Raw genomic sequence first — 18,356 nt, forward strand, 5'->3', positions numbered from 1 at the left:
GGGCGCTCACAGGCCGGGTCGCTCACGGGTCCGGCCCGCACGGATCCGCCCCGTACGGATCCGGCCCTCACAGGGACAGCTCCGGGTGCAGCCGGTCGACCGACCATACCTGCCTGCGCCGCGCCGACCACGCGGTGAGCGCGAGCGCGGCCGCGGCGAAGCCGAGCAGCACCCCGCACGCGACCCACACCGGCCCGAGCCCGCCGCCCGTGATGAGCCGCCGCAGCCCGTCCACGACGTAGCTCATCGGCAGGAACGGGTGGATGGCGTTGAAGAACCGGGGGCTGGTCTGCACCGGATAGGTACCGCCCGCCGAGGTCAGCTGGAGCATCAGCAGCGCCAGTACGAGGATCCGCCCGGCCGGTCCGAAGCGGGCGTTCAGCCACTGCACGATCGCCGCGAAACAGGCCGCCACCAGCATCAGAAAGCCGACCGTGGCCGCGGCCCGCACCATCTGCAGCCCCACCGCCCAGTGCAGCACGGCCATCAGGGCCGCCGTCTGCAGCGCGCCGATCGCGGCGACCGGCAGCCATCCGGCGAGCGCGACCCGCCAGGAGGAGGCCCCGGCGGCGACCGCCCGGGCGTTGAGCGGCGGGATCAGCATGTAGGCCACCATCGCGCCGACCCACAGGGACAGCGGGATGAAGTACGGGGCGAAACCGGTGCCGTAGTTGGGCGCCTTGTGCAGCGCCTGGCCGGCGAGCTGGACGGGGTCCGCCATCACCCCCGTGCGGGCGTCCCGGTCGTGCTTGTCGTACGCGGGGATCTTCCCGGCGCCGTCGTGCAGCCCGCCGGCGAGCGTGCCGGAGCCGTCGGCCAGCTTGACCAGACCGCCCTTCAGGGAGGTCGAACCGGTGCGCAGTTTCCCGATACCGCTGTCGAGGGTGGACGCCGCGCCGTGGGCGGTGGTCAGTCCGCTGTGGAGCTTGCCCGCGCCCTTGGCGACCTTGTGCGCGCCGGAGTTGAGGGCGTTCACCTTCTCGACGGCGGAGTCGAGGTCGGTGCCCAGGTACGGGGCCTTGTCGGCGAGCAGCCGCGCCTTGTCGTGCAGATCGTTCAGATCGGTTGCGAGGGTGTCGAGTTGTCCGGTGTTGTCCTTGACGAGCTTGTTGACGTCCTCGGCCACGTCGGCGGCGCGGTCGGCCGCGCCCACCGCCTTCTTCAGCGCCGGGCAGTCGGGGGTGGTGGTCACCGGCCCCTCGCAGCGCGTCCGGTAGTCGGCGGCGAGGTCGTCGGACGCCTGACGGGCGTCGGTGGCGGCGGTGGAGGCCTCGTCGGGGAGGTCGTCCAGGTGGCCGGACGCCCGCTGGGAGGCGTCCGCGACCAGCCGGGCGACGTCGCCGATCTCCTTGCCGTGCTTCTTGAGGAACGGACCGGCCTTCTCCGAAACGCCGTTCACCGTGTCGGCCAGGGTCTGGGTGCCGTCGGCGACCCCGCCCGCGCCCGTGTCCAGCGTTCCGGCGCCCTTGTTGAGCTTGCCCAGCCCGGACGCCAGGCCGTGGCTGCCCTTCTTCGCCGTCCCCAGGCCCTTGGCGAGGTCACCGGCGGCCGTCCTGGCCTTGCCGATGCCCTGGCCGAGCTGGTCGGCACCCTTGGCGGCCTTCTCGGTCCGGCCGTGGATGTCCGCGAAGGAGACGAAGATGTTGTCGTAGAAGCCCCGGGACGCCTTGGTGGAGGCCGCGGCGCGCACCTCGGAGAAGACGCTGCGGGAGATCTGGCCGACGATGTAGTTGTTGGCGTCGTTGGTGCGCACTTCGAGGGCGCCGGTCTGCGGGCTCGCGCCAGAGCTGGAGGCGATCCGCTTGCTGAAGTCCTCGGGCACGGTGAGCGACAGGTAGTACGTGCCGTTCTCGACGCCCTTGCGCGCCTCGGCGGCGCTGGTGCGGTGCCAGTCGAAGCTCTTGCCGCTGCCGAGCAGCCGGTCGGTGAGGTCGTCGCCCGCGGTGAGGTGCTTGCCCTTCACGGTGGCGCCGCTGTCGGAGTTGACGAGCGCGACCGGGATCTTGTCGAGCTTGCCGTACGGGTCCCAGAAGGACCACAGGTAGAGCGCGCCGTACAGCAGGGGCAGCAGGAGCAGGGCGGCGAGCGCCGCCCGGGGCAGCTTCCCCCTGCCGAACCGCTTCAGCTCAAGCGTGGCCAGTTTCGGCGAGCGCATCCGCCGCCCCCTCCTCGTCGTCCCCGTGGTCGTCGTCGCGGTCGTCGTGCTGGGTGTCGTCCTGGGTGTTGTGCCGGGCGTCTGCGGCGGTCGAGATCACCACGGCGCCCTCCGGGGCCTGGCTGCACACCGCGAGGACCGTGATGCCGCTCTCCGTGATCTCCCGCAGCAGCGCCCAGGCGCGCTCGCGCTCGGCGTCCGAGAGCTTCAGGTCGGTGTCGTCCACGGCCAGCAGGCGCGGCCGGGAGATCAGCGCGAGCGCCACCGACAGCCGCAGCGCCTCCAGCCGCTCCAGGTCCCGTACGGCCGTACGCGCCCCCTTGGGCAGCGCCTCCAGGCCGAGCCCCGCCGCCGTGAGGGCCGCCTCGATCGCGGCCCGGGAGGCGGTCGCGCGCTCCCGTCGCGGCCGCAGCAGCCCGCGCGGCGAGTCCCCGAACCGGCGCTGGAGCAGGGCCCGCTCGCGCAGATGCTCGGCGACCGTCAGCGCCGGGTCGAGTTCGGTGACGCCCGGCACATGGGCGAGCGCGCTGATGCGACGTATATGGCGCATCTGCCGGGGAACCCGGAAGCCGCCGACGGCGGCCTCCCCGGTGGTGGGGCGCATCCGGCCGGTGAGTGTGAGCAGCAGACAGGTGCGGCCGGAGCCCGAGGGGCCCTCGACCGCGATGAGTGCTCCGGGGTCCGCGGTGAGGGCGACATCGCGATACGCCCAGCCGTGTGAGCCCTTGACGCCGAGTCCGCCGGCCGTCACCGCCGCTCCGGCGCCCCGGTCCGGGGTGCCCGTCACGTGAACCACTCCCTGTGTGAATCATCAAGTTTTTGAACTGACCAGTCAGTTCAATTCAGTATGCGGGATCAGTGAACGGGTATCCGCACGGGGGTGGAGCGAGAGCCGAAAGGCACAGGTCAGGGCCGATTGTCAGTGGTGTGCCCCACGATGGGTCCATACGGCGGTCGCTGTGTCAATCGGCCCGGCCGCCACGCGACGACAGGAGGTTCGTCATGGCCAGTACCGCCGCAGAGCGCCGGCACCGTGCCGCCGCCCCTGCCCCTACCCCTGCCCCTTCGTCGACTGGCCCCGCGAGCGACGTCCACCCCGTTCTGCGCCGCTCCGCGGCCCCGCCCGCCGCACTCGACCTCCTGACCCAGGCCCATCAGGGGCTGGAGGAGGCCGCCGTGCTGGAAACCGCGAACGAGCGATTCGCCACCGCGCATCTGGCCGCCCTGCGCACCGCGGCCGCCGTGCTCGCCGCACGGGGCCGCCCCGAGACCACGGCCCGCCGCCGCGCCCGCATCCGCAGCACCTGGGACGTGCTCCCGGAGGTCGCCCCCGAACTGACCGAGTGGAGCGCGCTGTTCGCCTCCGGCGCCGAGCGCCGGGCCCGCGCCGAAGCCGGGATACGGGGCGCGGCCACCTGCCGTGACGCGGACGATCTGCTGCGCGCCGCCGCCATGTTCCTGCGGCTGGTCGAGCGGATGCTGGTGCTCCAGCCCGCGCTGCCCCGGCAGACGCCGTCGGCGGACGGCAGGCCGGGCCGCTGAAACCACCACCGGACCGGCCCGGGCTCCGGAGGCAATAGGCTGGGATCGACGTCAGTAACCCGTCGTCGCCGCCCCGTGCGGTGACGGCACCGCGCCGAGGAGCCACCCGCCGTGTCAGACCCGCAGCGCCCCCGTGCGTCCCTCCGTACCGCCGTGGTGTGGGAGGTCCTGAAAGACGCCCTGGAACGGCGGGCCAAGGCCGCGGGCCGGGAGCCGGGGGCGGCCGAGGGGGCCGAGCACGGGGCGCTCGACGTGCTCGACACCGGAGGCGGCAGCGGGAACTTCGCCGTGCCGGTCGCCCGGCTGGGCCACCGCGTCACGGTCGTCGACCCCAGCCCCAACGCGCTGTTCGCGCTGGAGCGGCGGGCCGCCGAGGCCGGGGTCGCCGACCGGGTGCGCGGCGTCCAGGGCGATGCCCACGGCCTGTTCGACGTGGTCGAGCGCGGAGGCCACGACGTGGTCCTGTGCCACGGCGTGCTGGAGTACATGGACGACCCCGCCGAGGGCCTGCGGAACGCGGCGGACGCGCTGCGCCCGGCCGGAACCCTCAGCGTGCTCGCCGCGGGGCTGGGCGGCGCCGTGCTGGCCCGCGCCCTGGCCGGACACTTCACCGAGGCCCGGCAAGCGCTTACCAGCCCGGAGGGGCGCTGGGGCGACGGCGACCCCGTGCCGCGCCGCTTCACCGCCGACCAGCTGTCCGAGCTGGTCGCCGCGGCCGGGCTGGAGATCGCCGCGGTGCACGGCGTACGGGTCTTCGCCGATCTGGTGCCCGGAGTGCTCGTCGACACCGAGCCCGGCGCACTCGACGCGCTGCTGCGGCTGGAGGAGGCCGCCGCCGAGCTGCCCGCCTTCCACTCGGTCGCCACCCAACTGCACGTCCTCGCCGAGCGCGACTGACGGCCTCGCTCGACCCCGCCTCCTTCCGCCCCCTGTTCCGCCCCTCGTTCCGTCCCCGTTCCGCTCCCGTCGCGTGACGGACGGCGCAGGTGGAGTAGGCCACAGGGCCCCCGCGCGGCCGTCCGGCCCCGTATGATCGGGGTACACCGTCCGGCATGGCGAATCGGCGGGAGGGGAATGGACGTCTCAGCGTCAAGTTTCGTCACACACCTAACGGTGGGCGAATTGGCGTTGAGGGGCGGGTTTCACGGGGGCGATTCCCTGCCTATCCTGAAAGGGTCGCACCCCGGTCGCCCCCCGCGACCGACGAGTAGGAGGACTCCGTGCCGCTCTCGGAGCACGAGCAGCGCATGCTCGAGCAAATGGAGCGAGCGTTGTACGCCGAAGATCCCAAGTTCGCGACAACGCTTGAGGGAAGCGGCCTGCGCACGTACACCCGGCGACGGGTCTACCAGGCGGTCGCGGGATTTCTGGTCGGCATCGCGCTCCTGATGGTCGGAGTGATCGTTCCGCAGATCTGGATCAGCGTGGTGGGCTTCCTCATCATGCTGGGATGTGCGGTGCTCGCCGTGACGGGCTGGCGCAAGGCGCCCAAGCCGGGCGAGGCGCAGCGGGCAGGAGGCGGGGCCGGGCCACCCCGCCGTCAGGGCCGCCAGCGCCGCTCCATGATGGACCGCATCGAGGAGCGGTGGCAGCGCCGCCGCGACGAGCAGGGTCACTGACCTGACCCCGGGGGCCCTGGCCGCATCGGGCCCACCGGCTGAGAACTCATGGGTGAGGGGCGGTCGCCACCGGCGACCGCCCCTCACCCATGTCCCGGGCCGTATCCCGCACCGGAGCCGTGCCCCGCACCAACCGTCCTCGCACCGGGGCACCGGTCCGTCCCGCTGCCCGCGGCGCGGCCCGGTCCCTCGGCGGCCTCCCGGGGCCGTGAGGCCGCTTGGGAGGCCGCTTGTGGGACCGGCTCAGCCCCGCTCGCCGCGGGGCCCTCGGAGCTGGGCCGCCCATCGGGCCCACCGGGGCGCTCCCCACCGCTCGGTCAGCGCGGACCAGCGCCGCGAGGCCGCCCACACCAGCTGGACCGCCGAGCGTGGCGCCAGCAGCGCCCGCAGCCGCTCCCGGCGCCCGGCCCCGGCCTGGAGACCGGCCAGGACCCGCCGCACATCGTCGGCGACCCCGGGGACCGGCCGGGGCCGTGGCGCGTACAGCACCTGCTCCACGGCAGCGGCCACCCGCTGCGCCGCCTGGCTCGCCTCGTCGTCCAGCTCGGTGAGCCGCACGATCCGGGCCACGGCCTTGCGGGAGGTCTGCGAGTCGTCCGGCATGACGCCGAAGTCCCAGGCCGAATCGACCAGTTCGTGCCAGGCGGCCAGGATCCGGTCGGTGGCGTCCTGTTCGGTGCGCCCGCCGGAGCCGTCCAGTCTGCGGGCCCGGATCCGCCGCCGCCACAGCATGGGCAGTAGTGGCACCACGAGCAGCAGCACCGCCAGCGACGTCCAGCCGGTGACCGTGGTCACCGACAAGCCGCCGCCCGAGGCGCCGTCGCCGGGCTGCTGGGCCGCGGCGGCCTCGCAGCCGCCCTGCTTCCGCAGCTCCGGCGCGCAGCTGTCCGAGGCGGACGGCGCGGCCGTCGGCTCGGAGCTGGTGTTCGGCTCGGCCGTCGGCTCGTCCGGGACCTCGCCCGACGGGGTCTGCTCCATCGTGTAGTCGGGCTGGGTGCCACGGCTCGGAGTGGGCTCGAAGCGGGTCCAGCCGACCCCCTCGAAGTACAGCTCGGGCCAGGCGTGGGCGTCCTTGAGCCCGACCGACACCGAACCGTCCGCCTGCGAGGTGCCGGGGGTGAACCCGACGGCCACCCGCGCCGGGATGCCCAGCGTCCGGGCCATCGCCGCCATGGAGAAGGAGAAGTGGACGCAGAAGCCCGCCTTCTGCTTCAGGAACTTCGCGATGGCGGTCGAACCGCTGCCGGACTGCACCTCGGTGTCGTACCGGAAGCCCCCGTTCACCGCGAACCAGTCCTGGAGCTTGACCGCCTTCTGGTACGCGTTGGACGCGCCCGCGGTCACCTCGCGCGCGGTCCGGGCGACCACGGGCGGCAGCGAATCCGGCACCTCGGTGTACTCGCGCTGCAGCCGCGGCGGCGGTGGCGGGGCGCCGGCCAGCTGGTCGGCGGTCGGCTCGACCAGCAGGCTGGTGACCCGGTAGCGGGCGCCCCGGGTGGTCTGGCCGCGGTCGCCGACCAGCGTGCGGCCCTCGGGTTCGTACCGCCAGCGCCCGTCGATCTGCACCTTGTCGGCCGGGTAGGGGAGCGGCAGCCAGTTCTGCGCATACCACTCGGCGGCCGAGATGGACGTGTCCACGGAGGTGGTCCGGACCGCGGGGCCGAGGCCCGTCGGCGACGGCAGCCGGCTCGGCACATCGGTGACATGCCGCTCCGAGGACTTCCACGAGGCGCCGTCGAACTTGTCGAGCGCCACGATCCGCAGATACATGTCCTGGGTGGTCTGCGAGGAGGTGCGATACCGCAGCACCTCCCGGTTCTCCGGCTGGTTCAGGCTGTCCTGCAGCGACACCAGCGGATTCACCGCCGAGATGGTGCCGCCCCCGCCGCCCGGCCCGCCGCCGCTGCCCTGCCGGTCCAGCAGCCCGCCGTCCAGCGACGGCAGCACCGCGGGCACCGCGACCGCGATGCCCAGGGCCAGCACGCCGATGCGGTGGCCCGCCCGGACCGGGGCGGACGCGGGCCCGCCCCCGGCCCCGGCCAGGCCCGAGGGCGGCATACCGGACGCACTCGGGGCGCCGCCGCTGAAGACGCGGCCCCACTGGGAGAGCCGGTCCCGGCCCTCGGCCAGGAGCAGCAGCAGATAGCCCGCCGCGGCCACCAGGAACCACAGCCAGTCGCTTCCGTCGTCCGACAGGCCCGCCGCGACCGAGTACAGCGCCAGCAGCGGTAGTCCGGCCGGGGCCGCGCTGCGGTACGTCACCGCGAGCGCGTCGACCACCAGCCCTATCAGCAGCACCCCGCCGACCAGCAGCAGCCGGATGCCGTCGGTGACCGGCGCCGGGGTCGCGTACTGCCCGACGTCGCTGGTGCCCTCGCGCAGCAGCAGCCCGAACTCATGGAGGGCCTGCGGGCTCGGCAGCACCCCGGCGAACGCCTGTCCGGACGTGAAGACGACCGTGAGCAGCAGCGTCATCACCACGCCCTGCACCGCCACCGTCAGCGGTCGGGCCAGCGGCACCCGGCGGGCGGCCACGCCCGCCGTGCTCTGGACCGCCAGCAGGAGGACGGCCTGCAGCAGCCAGCCGGCCGGATTCACCAGCGGCAGCAGCGCGCACGCGGCCGCGGCCGTGGCCAGCGCCGCGCAGACGGCCAGCCGAACGCTCCCACTCATCCCCAGCTCCCTGTCATGCCGCCGACGCCCGGACGCCCGGCGTCGGCCCGGATGGCGCCCTGCCCGTCGGCCTGCCGCCACAGCTCCGCCATCGAGGCGCCCGGGGCGACCGGCAGCGCCGTCCACCCCGCTTCGCGCAGCCGCCGCAGCCCGTCCTCCAGCTGCCGCGGGTCGGCGGGCTCCATCCCACGCGACCAGGCCGGGCCGTCCATGACGAACGCCACCGCCGCCATGGAACGGTGCCGCATCCGCCCGACGAGCGCCGCCTGCTCCTCGTCCAGATCGCCCAGGAAGGCCACCAGCAGGCCCTCGCCCCCGCCGCCCAGTACGTCGTACGCGAGGGAGAGCCCGTCCTCGTCGGAGTGGTCCACCACCGCGAGGGTGTCCAGCATCAGCCCGGCCGTCTCCGCCGAGTCATGCGTGGAACCGGTGAATCCGCCTCCGCCGTCCGGGCCGGGCACCGAGCTTCCGGTGTCGGTCAGCAGCCGGACCGCGTAGCCGCGCTCCAGCAGATGCACCGCGGCCGACGCCGCGCCGCACACCGCCCACTCGAAGGGCGAGTCGGGCCCCGCGCCCTCGTAGGCGCAGCCCCGGGTGTCCAGCAGCACCGTGCAGTGGGCGCGCCGCGGCTGCTCCTCCCGGCGCACCATCAGCTCCCCGTAGCGTGCGGTGGACCGCCAGTGCACCCGGCGCAGGTCGTCGCCGTGGCGATAGCCGCGCGGGATCACATCGTCCTCACCGGCCAGGGCCAGCGAGCGGTGCCGCCCGTCCCCGTACCCCGCGGCCTCGCCGGTCAGCGGTATCGCGGGCAGCGGCTCGACCCGGGGCACCACGGTGAGCGTGTCGTACGCGCTGAAGGCGCGGGTCAGCTCGCACATCCCGAACGGGTCGTTGAGCCGCAGCTGCAGCGGGCCCAGGGGATAGCGGCCGCGCAGATCGGAACGGACCCGGTAGGACACCTCGCGGCGGCCGCCCGGCTCCACCCGGTCCAGGACGAAGCGGGGGCGCGGCCCCAGCACATACGGCACCCGGTCCTGGAGCATCAGCAGCCCGGTGGGCAGCCGAGAGACGTTGTCCATGCGCAGATGCACCCGGGCCTCGGAGCCCGCCGGGACCCGCGCGGGCGCGAGCCGGCGGCTGCCCGCCACCCGGTACCGGGTGCGGTGGACGACGGCCACGCACACCAGGGGCAGCGCCGCCAGCAGCAGCCCGACCCGCAGCAGATCGGACTGGCCCAGCACATAGCTGCACACCGCGGCGGCGACCCCGGCGGCCAGGAAGGAGCGGCCGCGGGTGGTCAGCCCGGCGAGCGCCGCCCGGATCGTGCCCCGGTCCTCCTCGCTCGCGGCGCTCCCGGGGACCGCGCCCGTCCCCCCTGTGGTCATCACAGCCTCCGTGCGCCCGGCTGCTGCCCGTAGTCGACCGGGGGCATGGGGGGCACCGGAGGCACGTGTCCGCCGGTCCGCTGCGACGAGGTGGGCACCGGGGTGCGCTGCAGGATGTCCCCGACGACCTGCTCCGAGGTACGCCGGTTCAGCTGGGCCTGGGCGGTGGGCAGCAGCCGGTGGGCCAGCACGGGGACGGCGAGCGACTGCACATCGTCGGGGAGGGCGAAGTCCCGCCCGGCCAGCGCGGCCGCCGCCTTGGCCGCCCGCAGCAGGTGCAGGGTGGCCCGGGGCGAGGCGCCGAGCCGCAGGTCGGGGTGGTTGCGGGTGGCGGACACCAGGTCCACCGCATACCGCCGGATGGCCTCGGCCACGTGCACCGAGCGCACCGCCTCGACCAGCTTGACGATCTCGTGGGCGTGCGCGACCGGCTGCATGTCGTCCAGCGGGGAGACCCCGCCGTGCACGTCCAGCATCTCCAGCTCCGCCTGCGGGCTGGGGTACCCGATGGAGACGCGCGCCATGAAGCGGTCGCGCTGCGCCTCGGGCAGCGGATAGGTGCCCTCCATCTCGATGGGGTTCTGGGTGGCCACCACCATGAAGGGACCGGGCAGTTCGTAGCTCTTGCCGTCGATGGTGACCTGGCGCTCTTCCATCGATTCAAGGAGCGCGGACTGGGTCTTGGGCGAGGCGCGGTTGATCTCGTCGCCGATGACGATCTGGGCGAAGATCGCGCCCGGCTTGAACTCGAACTCCTTGCGCTGCTGGTCGTAGATGCTCACCCCGGTGATGTCCGACGGCAGCAGGTCGGGGGTGAACTGGATACGGCGCACCGAGCAGTCGATGGACCGCGCGAGTGCCTTGGCGAGCATGGTCTTGCCCACGCCAGGGACATCCTCGATCAGCAGATGTCCCTCGGCGAGCAGTACGGTCAGCGAAAGCCGTACGACCTCGGGCTTGCCCTCGATCACACCCTCCACCGACCGGCGGACCCGCTCCGCTGTGGTGGTCAGATCGCTGAGGCTCGCTCGTTCGTCATAGGTCGTCACCCGGCCCTCCTCGGCCCGTTCTCAGGGCCGTTGTCCACCAAGGACGGACCGGCCCACCGCAAACGCTGCCACCGTCCCCCGCGGGGTTGCGGGGGACGATGTCATCTACGCATTCTTGCGGTCTTCGCCGTCTCGCGTCACTCGGCTGTGGATAACCCGGGGTTATTTGTCACGCTTGTACGAGTTAGGGCTGAAAATCCACTCAGCTGCGCGGCTCGACCTCACGCAGCAGACCGGTCGTCACATCGAAGACGAAGCCCCGCACGTCGTCGCGGTGGAGCAGGAACGGCGAGGTGCGCACCCGCTCCATCGACTGGCGTACGTCGGCGTCCAGGTCCTTGAACGCCTCGACCGCCCACGACGGCCGCTGGCCCACTTCCTCCTCCAGGTCGTGCCGGAAGTCCTCGGTGAGGTTCAGCAGACCACAGCCGGTGTGGTGGATCAGCACGACGCTGCGGGTGCCCAGCGCGCGCTGGCTGATGGTCAGGGAGCGGATGATGTCGTCGGTGACCACGCCGCCCGCGTTGCGGATGGTGTGGCAGTCGCCCAGCTCCAGGCCGAGCGCCTCGTGCAGATCGAGACGTGCGTCCATGCAGGCGACGATGGCGACGTGCTGCACGGGGCGCGCGTCCATACCGGGGTCGGTGAAGTTGGCGGCGTACTGACGGTTGGCCTCGACGAGCCGGTCGGTGACCGAACCGGCGGTGCCGGCGGCGCTGTCGGAGGGCTGGGGCAACGGCTGCGACGCAGATATCGACATGGCTATGACCCTAATCCCACCAGGAGATTTTGTCTTTTCTTTAGGTTACGCAAACGAGGGCATCGGGTGCTCCGAAGGGGTGATTGTGAGCCACTACACACCTCCGCGCGCCCCTTCCCGCCGCCCTCGGAGGGAACCGTTCCGCTCCGGTCCACTCCGTCGGCGGGGCGCGCTGGCCGGTTGGTTGACCGAGGGGACGAGTGGACTAAAGTGGCGCGAAGTGGGAGGCGTGACGCTCCCCTTGGATCCCGGAATTTTCGCGTGAGCGCGGTGCGTACGTACCCCTCGGCCTCCTCCCGCTCCGGCCGCCTGACGTCACTTCCCCGGCGCCAGTCGGCCGCTTCCCCTTCGAGCGGGTGGGGACCCGGCGGTGCGTACCCGCCACGCCCGACCCTCAGAAGGGCGCACGAGCAGCGCAATGAGCAGCAACGCTCTCCACGTTCCCGTCATGCTTCAGCGCTGCCTGGACATGCTGGCCCCCGCCCTCGCCGAACCCGGCGCGGTGGTGGTCGACTGCACGCTCGGCCTCGGGGGGCACAGCGAGGCGCTGCTGCGCAGCTTCCCCGCGGCCCGGCTCATCGCCCTCGACCGCGACACCGACGCGCTCCGGCTGGCCGGTGAGCGCCTGGCCCCCTACGGCGACCGGGCGACCCTGGTGCACGCCGTCTACGACGAGCTGCCCGAGGTCCTGGACCGGCTGGGCGTGCCGCGCGTCCAGGGCGTCCTGTTCGACCTCGGCGTCTCCTCCATGCAACTGGACGAGGCCGAGCGCGGCTTCGCCTACGCGCAGGACGCCCCGCTGGACATGCGGATGGACCAGACGGCGGGCATCAGTGCCGCCGAGGTGCTGAACACCTATCCGCCGGGCGACCTGGTGCGCATCCTGCGGACGTACGGCGAGGAGAAGTTCGCCAAGAAGATCGTGGACGCGGTGGTCCGGGAGCGCGACAAGGAGCCGTTCAGCAACAGCGCCCGGCTCGTCGAGCTGATCCGCGAGGCCCTGCCGCAGGCCGCCAAGCGCACCGGCGGCAACCCCGCCAAGCGCACCTTCCAGGCGCTGCGCATCGAGGTCAACGGCGAGCTGGCCGTCCTGGAGCGGGCCGTTCCGGCGGCCGTGGCGGCGCTCGCGGTGGGCGGGCGGATCGCCGTGCTGTCGTACCACTCGCTGGAGGACCGGCTGGTCAAGCGCGTGTTGGCGGCCGGTGCCGCCAACACCGCGCCGCCCGGTCTGCCGGTCGTCCCGGAGCGCTATCAGCCCCGGCTCAAGCTGCTCACCCGCGGCGCCGAGCTGCCCACCGAGGAGGAGATCGCCGAGAACCGCCGCGCCGCCCCGGCCCGTTTCCGCGGAGCGGAGCGCATCCGCGAGGACGCCCTGTGAGCGGGGCTGGGCCGAAATGGCCGGCCGGGGCCAAAAGGCTGGCGAAAGGGGCGGCGGCGCCAGGGGCGGTCACGGCCCGGCGCGCGCCCTTCGTGCTGCTCGTCGTCGTCCTGCTCGGCTCCGGCCTGATCGTGCTGCTGCTGCTGAACTCCTCCCTCAACCAGGGCTCGTTCGAGCTGAGCAACCTGGAGAAGCAGACCGATGAGCTGAGCGACGAGCGCCAGTCGCTCCAGCAGGAGGTCGACCAGCTCTCCGCCCCCGGTGCGCTGGAGCAGCGCGCCCGGGAGCTGGGCATGGTGCCCGGCGGCAGCCCGGCCTTCCTCAACCCGGACGGCACCGTGGCCGGCGTGCCCGCCCCCGCCACCGGGCAGCCCTCGGTGGCGCACGCCCCCGGCCCGCTGCCCCCGCTCGTGCTGGACCCCACCCCGGCGGCCTCCACCCCGGCGCCCGCACCGGCCCCGGCCGTACGGCCGTCGGCGAGCCCCCTGACCCCGGCGGCCGGCAGCGGCGGCCCGACCACCCCGGCCTCTGGCAGGTGACACGGTGACGCGACCCCAGGACCCCCGCCGGCGGGTGCCCGGCCCGGCGGCACCGCGCGGCGACCGTGACCGCCGCCCGCGCCAGGGGGCGCAGCGCCGCCCCTCGGGGCGCGGGCCGCGCCCCGGCGCGCAGCGCGGCGGGCGCCCCGGCGGCGCCCAGGCGCAGCTGCGGCTGGGCAGCCCGCGCCCCCGGCTGCGGCTGATCAGCCTCGGCCTCACCCTCGTCATGCTGGTCTTCGTCGTACGGCTGCTCCAGGTGCAGGCCGTGGACGCCTCCGCGTACGCCGCCAAGGCCAACGTCAACCGCTACATCCCGGTGAAGCTCTCCGCGGAGCGCGGGTCCATCACCGACCGCGACGGCGTCAACCTGGCCACGACCGTGGACGCGTACGACATCACGGCCGCCCCCGATCTGCTCACCCCGCGCAACGCCAAGATCAAGGACGCGCCCCGGCAGGCGGCCGCCCTCCTCGCGCCGATCCTCGGCAAGAACGAGGCGGACCTGGAGAAGAAGCTCACCGACAATCCGAAGTCGCAGTACGCCGTGCTGGCCCGGCAGCAGACTCCGCAGGTCTGGAACCAGATCAAGGACCTGAAGAACGCCCTGGACGACAGCGCGAGCAAGGGCAAGGGCACCAACGTCCTGGCCGGGGTCAACCGGGAGTCGCACAGCAAGCGGGTCTACCCCGGCGGCGACCTCGCCGCCGGGATCCTGGGCTTCGTGGGCGCCGACGGGCGCGGCGCGGCGGGGGTCGAGCAATACCTGAACAACAAGCTCGCGGGCAAGGACGGCAAGCGCGTCTACGCCCAGTCCGGCGGCCACCAGGTGCCCACCGGCGACCTCAGCGAGAAGCCCGCGGTGCCCGGCAACGACGTCGAGCTGACGATCGACCGCGACATCCAGTGGGCCGCCCAGAGCGCCATCTCCGACCAGGTGAAGAAGTCGCGGGCGGACCGCGGCTACGTCGTCGTGCAGGACACCCGCACCGGACAGCTGCTGGCCATGGCCAACGCCCCCGGCTTCGACCCCAACGACATCTCCGCCGCGGACGGCGACGCCCTCGGCAACGCCGCCGTCTCCGACGCGTACGAACCGGGCAGCGTCAGCAAGCTGATGTCGATGGCCGCCGTACTGCAGGAGGGCGCCGCCCGCTGGGACACCCAGGTGGAGGTCCCCAACCGGCTGCCGCGCGCGGGCCGCGCCTTCGCCGACGACATCGACCACCCCACCTGGTACCTCACGCTCAACGGGGTGCTCGCCAAGTCCAGCAACATCGGCACCATCCTCGCCACCGAGCAGCTGGGCAAGACCGAGAAGCAGAAGAACCGGATCCTCTACCGCTATCTGCGGCGGTTCGGCATCGGACAGCCCACCGGGCTCGGCCTCCCCGGCGAGACCCCGGGCATCCTGGCCAAACCGCAGGACTGGAGTGCCTCGCAGGGGTACACCATCCCCTTCGGCCAGGGACTGTCGCTCAACGCCGTCCAGGCGGCCTCCGTCTACTCCACCGTCGCCAACGGCGGCCAGCGCATCGCCCCCAGCCTGGTGCGCGGCACCAGGGGCCCCGGCGGCCACTTCACGGCCGCCCCGGCGCCCGAGAAGAACCGGGTGGTGAGCGCGAAGACCGCGAAGACGCTCGCCGAGATGCTCGAATCGGTCGTGGACGACCAGGAGGGCACCGGCAGCAAGGCGAAGATCCCCGGCTATCGCGTCGCGGGTAAGACGGGCACCTCCAACCGCGTGGACCCGAAAACCGGCCGTTATCACGGATACACCGCTTCCTTCGCCGGTTTCGCACCAGCTGACAAACCGCGCCTCACGGTCTACTGCGCGGTGCAGAATCCGACCCGGGGCAGCTATTTCGGCGGGCAGGTCTGCGGTCCGGTCTACAAAAAAGTCATGGAGTTCGCGCTCAAGTCGCTGCAGGTCCCGCCGACCGGGAAGCAGCCCAAGCGGCTCCCCGTGAGCTACAGCCCGGGCCACTGAGCGGATTCAGCCGTGACGACGATCACGCCGGAGCCAGGGAACCAGGGCCCGGTGCGCCGCTGCTCCGCCGCCGGATTTCGCGACGGAGCGGGTGGGCCGGGTACGCTCACCGCCGTGCCCCAAGCTGATCAGTCCCAAACCCCTCAGAAGGACGTTTCTGTGGAATACCCGGGAGCGCCCCGCCCTCTCCAGGTCCGCCCCGTACCGCTCGCGGAGCTGGCAGACCAGCTGGGCGTCGATGCCTCCGGAGTCCCGGCCGAGGCCGCGGTCACCGGGATCACCCATGACTCGCGCGCCGTGCGCCCGGGCGATGTGTACGCCGCGCTGTCCGGCGCCCGGCTGCACGGCGCGGACTTCGCCGCCCAGGCCGCCGACCTCGGCGCGGCCGCCGTGCTGACCGACCCGGACGGCGCCGAGCGCGCCGCCGCCACCGGACTGCCGGTCCTGGTCGTGGACAACCCGCGCGCCCGGATGGGCGCGCTGGCCGCCACGATCTACGACGAGCCGGGCCACAGCCTGCTGCAGATCGGCATCACCGGCACCTCCGGCAAGACCACCACCGCCTACCTCGTCGACGGCGGGCTCCGGGCCGCCGCCGCGCAGGCCGGGGGCGGCCCCACGGGGCTCATCGGCACCGTCGAGATGCGCATCGGCGACGAGCGCATCAAGTCCGAGCGCACCACCCCCGAGGCCACCGACCTGCAGGCGCTGTTCGCGGTGATGCGCGAACGCGACGTCCACTCGGTCGTCATGGAGGTCTCCAGCCACGCCTTGGTCCTCGGCCGCGTCGACGGCTGCGTCTTCGACGTCGCCGTCTTCAACAACCTCTCCCCGGAGCACATGGAGTTCCACTCGGGGATGGAGGACTACTTCCAGGCCAAGGCCCAGCTGTTCACCAAGGCCCGCAGCCGGGCCGGAGTGATCAACTACGACGACGAGTACGGCCGCCGGCTCATCGAGGAGTCCGAGGTCCCCGTCACCACCTTCTCCGCCGAGGGCCACCCCGACGCCCACTGGCGCGCCGCGGATGTCGAGGTCGGCCCGTTCGGCTCGACCTTCACCGCGGTCGGCCCCAACGGCGAGACGGTGCGGGCCGCCGCTCCGATCGCGGGCCCGTTCAACGTCGCCAACGCGCTCGCCGCCCTCGTCGCGCTCGCCGTCGCCGGGATCGACCCGCAGACGGCCGCGGACGGCATCGCCGCCGTCCCCGGCGTGCCCGGGCGGCTGGAGCGCATCGACGTGGGCCAGCCGTACCTCGCGTTGGTCGACTACGCACACAAGACCGACGCCGTCGAGTCGGTGCTGCGCGCCCTGCGCAGGGTCACCGACGGCAAGCTGCACGCCGTCCTCGGCTGCGGCGGCGACCGCGACCGGCTCAAGCGCGGGCCGATGGGCTCCGCGGTGGCCCGGTACGCCGACACGGCCGTACTGACCTCGGACAACCCTCGTTCCGAGGACCCGCTCGCCATCCTCGCCGCGATGCTCGCGGGCGCCGCCGAGGTGCCCGCCCACGAGCGCGGCGACGTCCTGGTCGAGGAGGACCGGGCGAACGCCATCGCGGCCGCCGTCGCCCGCGCGGAACCCGGCGACACCGTGATCGTCGCGGGCAAGGGCCATGAGCAGGGCCAGACGATCGCCGGGGTGGTTCGCGCCTTCGACGACCGTGAGGTCCTGCGGGAAGCCATCGAGCTCAGCGAGCGAGCCAAGGGGCGCGGTCCGCGACGCCCCGAGGCGAGCGAACCGCACGGGCACACCCATCAAGACAACCAGGGATGACAGACCGCCATGCGCGCACCAGCCCCCTCCAGGCAGCTCTCCCGCACGGCCGGAGGTGATCAGTGATCCCACTGTCCCTCACCGAGATCACCGGCCTCGTCGGTGGGCAGCCGCACGACATACCGGACCCTGACCTGAAGGTCACCGGACCCGTCGTGATCGACTCCCGCGAGGTGCGGCCCGGGAGCCTGTTCGCCGCGCTCCCCGGCGAGCGCGTGGACGGCCACGACTACGCGCGCGGCGCGGTCGAGGCGGGCGCGGTGGCGGTCCTGGCCACCCGCCCGGTCTCCACACCGGACGCCCCGGTTCCGTCGATCGTCGTCCCCGACGTCGTCGCCGCCATGGGCGCGCTCGCCCGCGCCGCCGTCGAGCGGCTGGGCACCACCGTGGTGGCGCTCACCGGTTCCGCCGGGAAGACCAGCACCAAGGACCTCATCGCCCAGCTGCTCGAGCGGCACGGCCCGACCGTATGGACGCACGGCTCGTTCAACAACGAGATCGGGCTGCCGCTGACCGCGCTGCGCGCCGATGCGACGACCCAGCACCTGGTGCTGGAGATGGGCGCCCGAGGCAAGGGCCACATCCGTTATCTGACGGACCTCACCCCGCCCCGCATCGGGCTCGTCCTCAACGTCGGCACCGCCCACATCGGCGAGTTCGGCGGCCGCGCGCAGATCGCCGAGGCCAAGGGCGAACTGGTCGAGGCGCTGCCCTCCGCCGAGGACGGCGGGGTGGCGGTGCTCAACGCCGACGACCCCCTGGTGCGCGCCATGGCGTCCCGTACGAAGGCCCGTACCGTCCTGTTCGGCGAGGCCGAGGACGCCCACGTACGTGCCTCGAATGTCCGGCTTGCCGACGGTGGCCGCCCCGCCTTCACGCTTCACACCCCTACCGGGTGCGGTGACGTGACCATGCGCCTGTACGGTGAGCACCACGTGTCGAACGCGCTCGCCGCGGCCGCCGTCGCCCATGAGACGGGCATGTCCGTCGACGAGATCGCCGTGGCGCTCTCCGAGGCGGGGCAGCTCTCCCGCTGGCGGATGGAGGTCACCGAGCGCTCGGACGGCGTGACGGTCGTCAATGACGCCTACAACGCGAACCCCGAGTCCATGCGAGCCGCGCTGCGCGCGCTGGCCGCGATGGGCGCCGCAACACCGGGGCGTCGTACGTGGGCGGTGCTGGGCCCGATGGCCGAGCTGGGCGATGAGTCACTGGCCGAGCACGACGCGGTCGGACGGCTGGCCGTCCGGCTCAACGTCAGCAAGCTCGTGGCGGTCGGCGGCCGGGAGGCCGCGTGGCTGGACATGGGCGCCAAGAACGAGGGTTCGTGGGGTGAGGAGTCGGTGCACGTGTCCGACGTGCGGGCAGCGGTCGATCTGCTGCGGAGCGAGCTGCGACCGGGGGATGTCGTGTTGGTGAAGGCGTCCAGGTCGGTCGGCCTGGAGGCACTCGCGCAGGCGTTGCTCGAGGGTGAGGTCGCCGGGCGATGACCA

At 73.2% G+C, this 18,356-nt stretch carries 14 protein-coding genes; 8 read left to right on the forward strand and 6 right to left on the reverse strand.

Going from position 1 to position 18,356, the window contains the following annotated elements; all coding sequences use genetic code 11:
* Nucleotides 1-67 precede the first annotated feature (67 nt).
* Together ACFZCY_RS07710 and ACFZCY_RS07715 are read right to left on the reverse strand one after the other, a co-directional pair.
* Nucleotides 68-2,155: a YhgE/Pip family protein gene (locus tag ACFZCY_RS07710; RefSeq protein ID WP_391170101.1), complete on the reverse strand. Its 2,088-nt coding sequence runs from the start codon at nt 2,153-2,155 to the stop codon at nt 68-70.
* Nucleotides 2,127-2,951 (reverse strand): ATP-binding cassette domain-containing protein, encoded by an 825-nt coding sequence (locus ACFZCY_RS07715; protein WP_391170102.1) that lies wholly within the window; start codon nt 2,949-2,951, stop codon nt 2,127-2,129. Before ACFZCY_RS07715 ends, ACFZCY_RS07710 begins: the two co-directional genes overlap by 29 nt.
* Nucleotides 2,952-3,157: 206 nt before the next feature.
* Here ACFZCY_RS07715 and ACFZCY_RS07720 point away from each other — a divergent pair, with 206 nt between their 5' ends.
* From ACFZCY_RS07720 to ACFZCY_RS07730, 3 genes are all read left to right on the forward strand, one after another.
* Nucleotides 3,158-3,697 (forward strand): SAV_6107 family HEPN domain-containing protein, encoded by a 540-nt coding sequence (locus tag ACFZCY_RS07720; protein WP_391170103.1) that lies wholly within the window; start codon nt 3,158-3,160, stop codon nt 3,695-3,697.
* A 111-nt stretch (nt 3,698-3,808) separates the two neighbouring features.
* Nucleotides 3,809-4,594 (forward strand): methyltransferase, encoded by a 786-nt coding sequence (locus ACFZCY_RS07725; protein ID WP_391170104.1) that lies wholly within the window; start codon nt 3,809-3,811, stop codon nt 4,592-4,594.
* Nucleotides 4,595-4,917: 323 nt separating this feature from the next.
* Nucleotides 4,918-5,316: a DUF3040 domain-containing protein gene (locus ACFZCY_RS07730; protein ID WP_055556314.1), complete on the forward strand. Its 399-nt coding sequence runs from the start codon at nt 4,918-4,920 to the stop codon at nt 5,314-5,316.
* Between the two features lie 243 nt (nt 5,317-5,559).
* On the opposite strand, the gene ACFZCY_RS07735 is transcribed toward ACFZCY_RS07730, so the two are convergent.
* From ACFZCY_RS07735 to ACFZCY_RS07750, 4 genes are all read right to left on the reverse strand, one after another.
* Nucleotides 5,560-7,989 carry a transglutaminaseTgpA domain-containing protein gene (locus ACFZCY_RS07735; RefSeq protein WP_391170105.1) on the reverse strand — a complete coding sequence of 810 codons (2,430 nt, stop codon included), beginning with the start codon at nt 7,987-7,989 and terminating at the stop codon, nt 5,560-5,562.
* Complete coding sequence (locus ACFZCY_RS07740; protein WP_391170106.1) at nt 7,986-9,374, reverse strand: DUF58 domain-containing protein; 1,389 nt, start codon at nt 9,372-9,374, stop codon at nt 7,986-7,988. Before ACFZCY_RS07740 ends, ACFZCY_RS07735 begins: the two co-directional genes overlap by 4 nt.
* Entirely contained in the window at nt 9,374-10,423 is a 1,050-nt protein-coding gene (locus ACFZCY_RS07745; protein WP_361487547.1) for a MoxR family ATPase, read from the reverse strand. The genes ACFZCY_RS07740 and ACFZCY_RS07745 overlap by 1 nt, the downstream gene beginning before the upstream one ends.
* A 202-nt stretch (nt 10,424-10,625) precedes the next feature.
* Nucleotides 10,626-11,183, reverse strand: a complete 558-nt coding sequence (locus ACFZCY_RS07750) for a carbonic anhydrase (RefSeq protein ID WP_391170107.1) — start codon at nt 11,181-11,183, stop codon at nt 10,626-10,628.
* Nucleotides 11,184-11,601: 418 nt separating this feature from the next.
* On the opposite strand from ACFZCY_RS07750, the gene rsmH reads away from it, so the two are divergent.
* The 5 genes from rsmH to murF all read left to right on the forward strand — a co-directional run bounded on the left by rsmH (nt 11,602) and on the right by murF (nt 18,353).
* Nucleotides 11,602-12,561 (forward strand): 16S rRNA (cytosine(1402)-N(4))-methyltransferase RsmH, encoded by a 960-nt coding sequence (gene rsmH / locus ACFZCY_RS07755; protein ID WP_391170108.1) that lies wholly within the window; start codon nt 11,602-11,604, stop codon nt 12,559-12,561.
* On the forward strand, nt 12,558-13,100 hold the full coding sequence (locus tag ACFZCY_RS07760; protein WP_391170109.1) for a septum formation initiator family protein: 543 nt from the start codon (nt 12,558-12,560) through the stop codon (nt 13,098-13,100). The genes rsmH and ACFZCY_RS07760 overlap by 4 nt, the downstream gene beginning before the upstream one ends.
* Nucleotides 13,101-13,104: 4 nt before the next feature.
* Nucleotides 13,105-15,087, forward strand: coding sequence for a penicillin-binding transpeptidase domain-containing protein (locus ACFZCY_RS07765; protein ID WP_391170110.1), 1,983 nt, complete (start codon nt 13,105-13,107; stop codon nt 15,085-15,087).
* A 12-nt stretch (nt 15,088-15,099) separates the two neighbouring features.
* On the forward strand, nt 15,100-16,863 hold the full coding sequence (locus ACFZCY_RS07770) for a UDP-N-acetylmuramoyl-L-alanyl-D-glutamate--2,6-diaminopimelate ligase (RefSeq protein WP_391170111.1): 1,764 nt from the start codon (nt 15,100-15,102) through the stop codon (nt 16,861-16,863).
* A gap of 62 nt (nt 16,864-16,925) precedes the next feature.
* The gene (murF, locus tag ACFZCY_RS07775) at nt 16,926-18,353 is read left to right on the forward strand and encodes a UDP-N-acetylmuramoyl-tripeptide--D-alanyl-D-alanine ligase (protein WP_391170112.1); all 1,428 of its coding nucleotides are present in this window, start codon (nt 16,926-16,928) and stop codon (nt 18,351-18,353) included.
* The last annotated feature ends 3 nt before the right edge of the window (nt 18,354-18,356 follow it).

Origin of the sequence: Streptomyces sp. NPDC007983 (assembly GCF_042958345.1) — a bacterium.
GTDB lineage: Bacteria > Actinomycetota > Actinomycetes > Streptomycetales > Streptomycetaceae > Streptomyces.

Coding starts and splice junctions, on each gene's coding strand:
- ACFZCY_RS07710 (WP_391170101.1), bottom strand. CDS start 2,155: ATGCGCTCGCCGAAACTGGCCACGCTTGAGCTGAAGCGGTTCGGCAGG.
- ACFZCY_RS07720 (WP_391170103.1), top strand. CDS start 3,158: ATGGCCAGTACCGCCGCAGAGCGCCGGCACCGTGCCGCCGCCCCTGCC.
- rsmH (WP_391170108.1), top strand. CDS start 11,602: ATGAGCAGCAACGCTCTCCACGTTCCCGTCATGCTTCAGCGCTGCCTG.
- ACFZCY_RS07740 (WP_391170106.1), bottom strand. CDS start 9,374: ATGACCACAGGGGGGACGGGCGCGGTCCCCGGGAGCGCCGCGAGCGAG.
- ACFZCY_RS07735 (WP_391170105.1), bottom strand. CDS start 7,989: ATGAGTGGGAGCGTTCGGCTGGCCGTCTGCGCGGCGCTGGCCACGGCC.
- ACFZCY_RS07750 (WP_391170107.1), bottom strand. CDS start 11,183: ATGTCGATATCTGCGTCGCAGCCGTTGCCCCAGCCCTCCGACAGCGCC.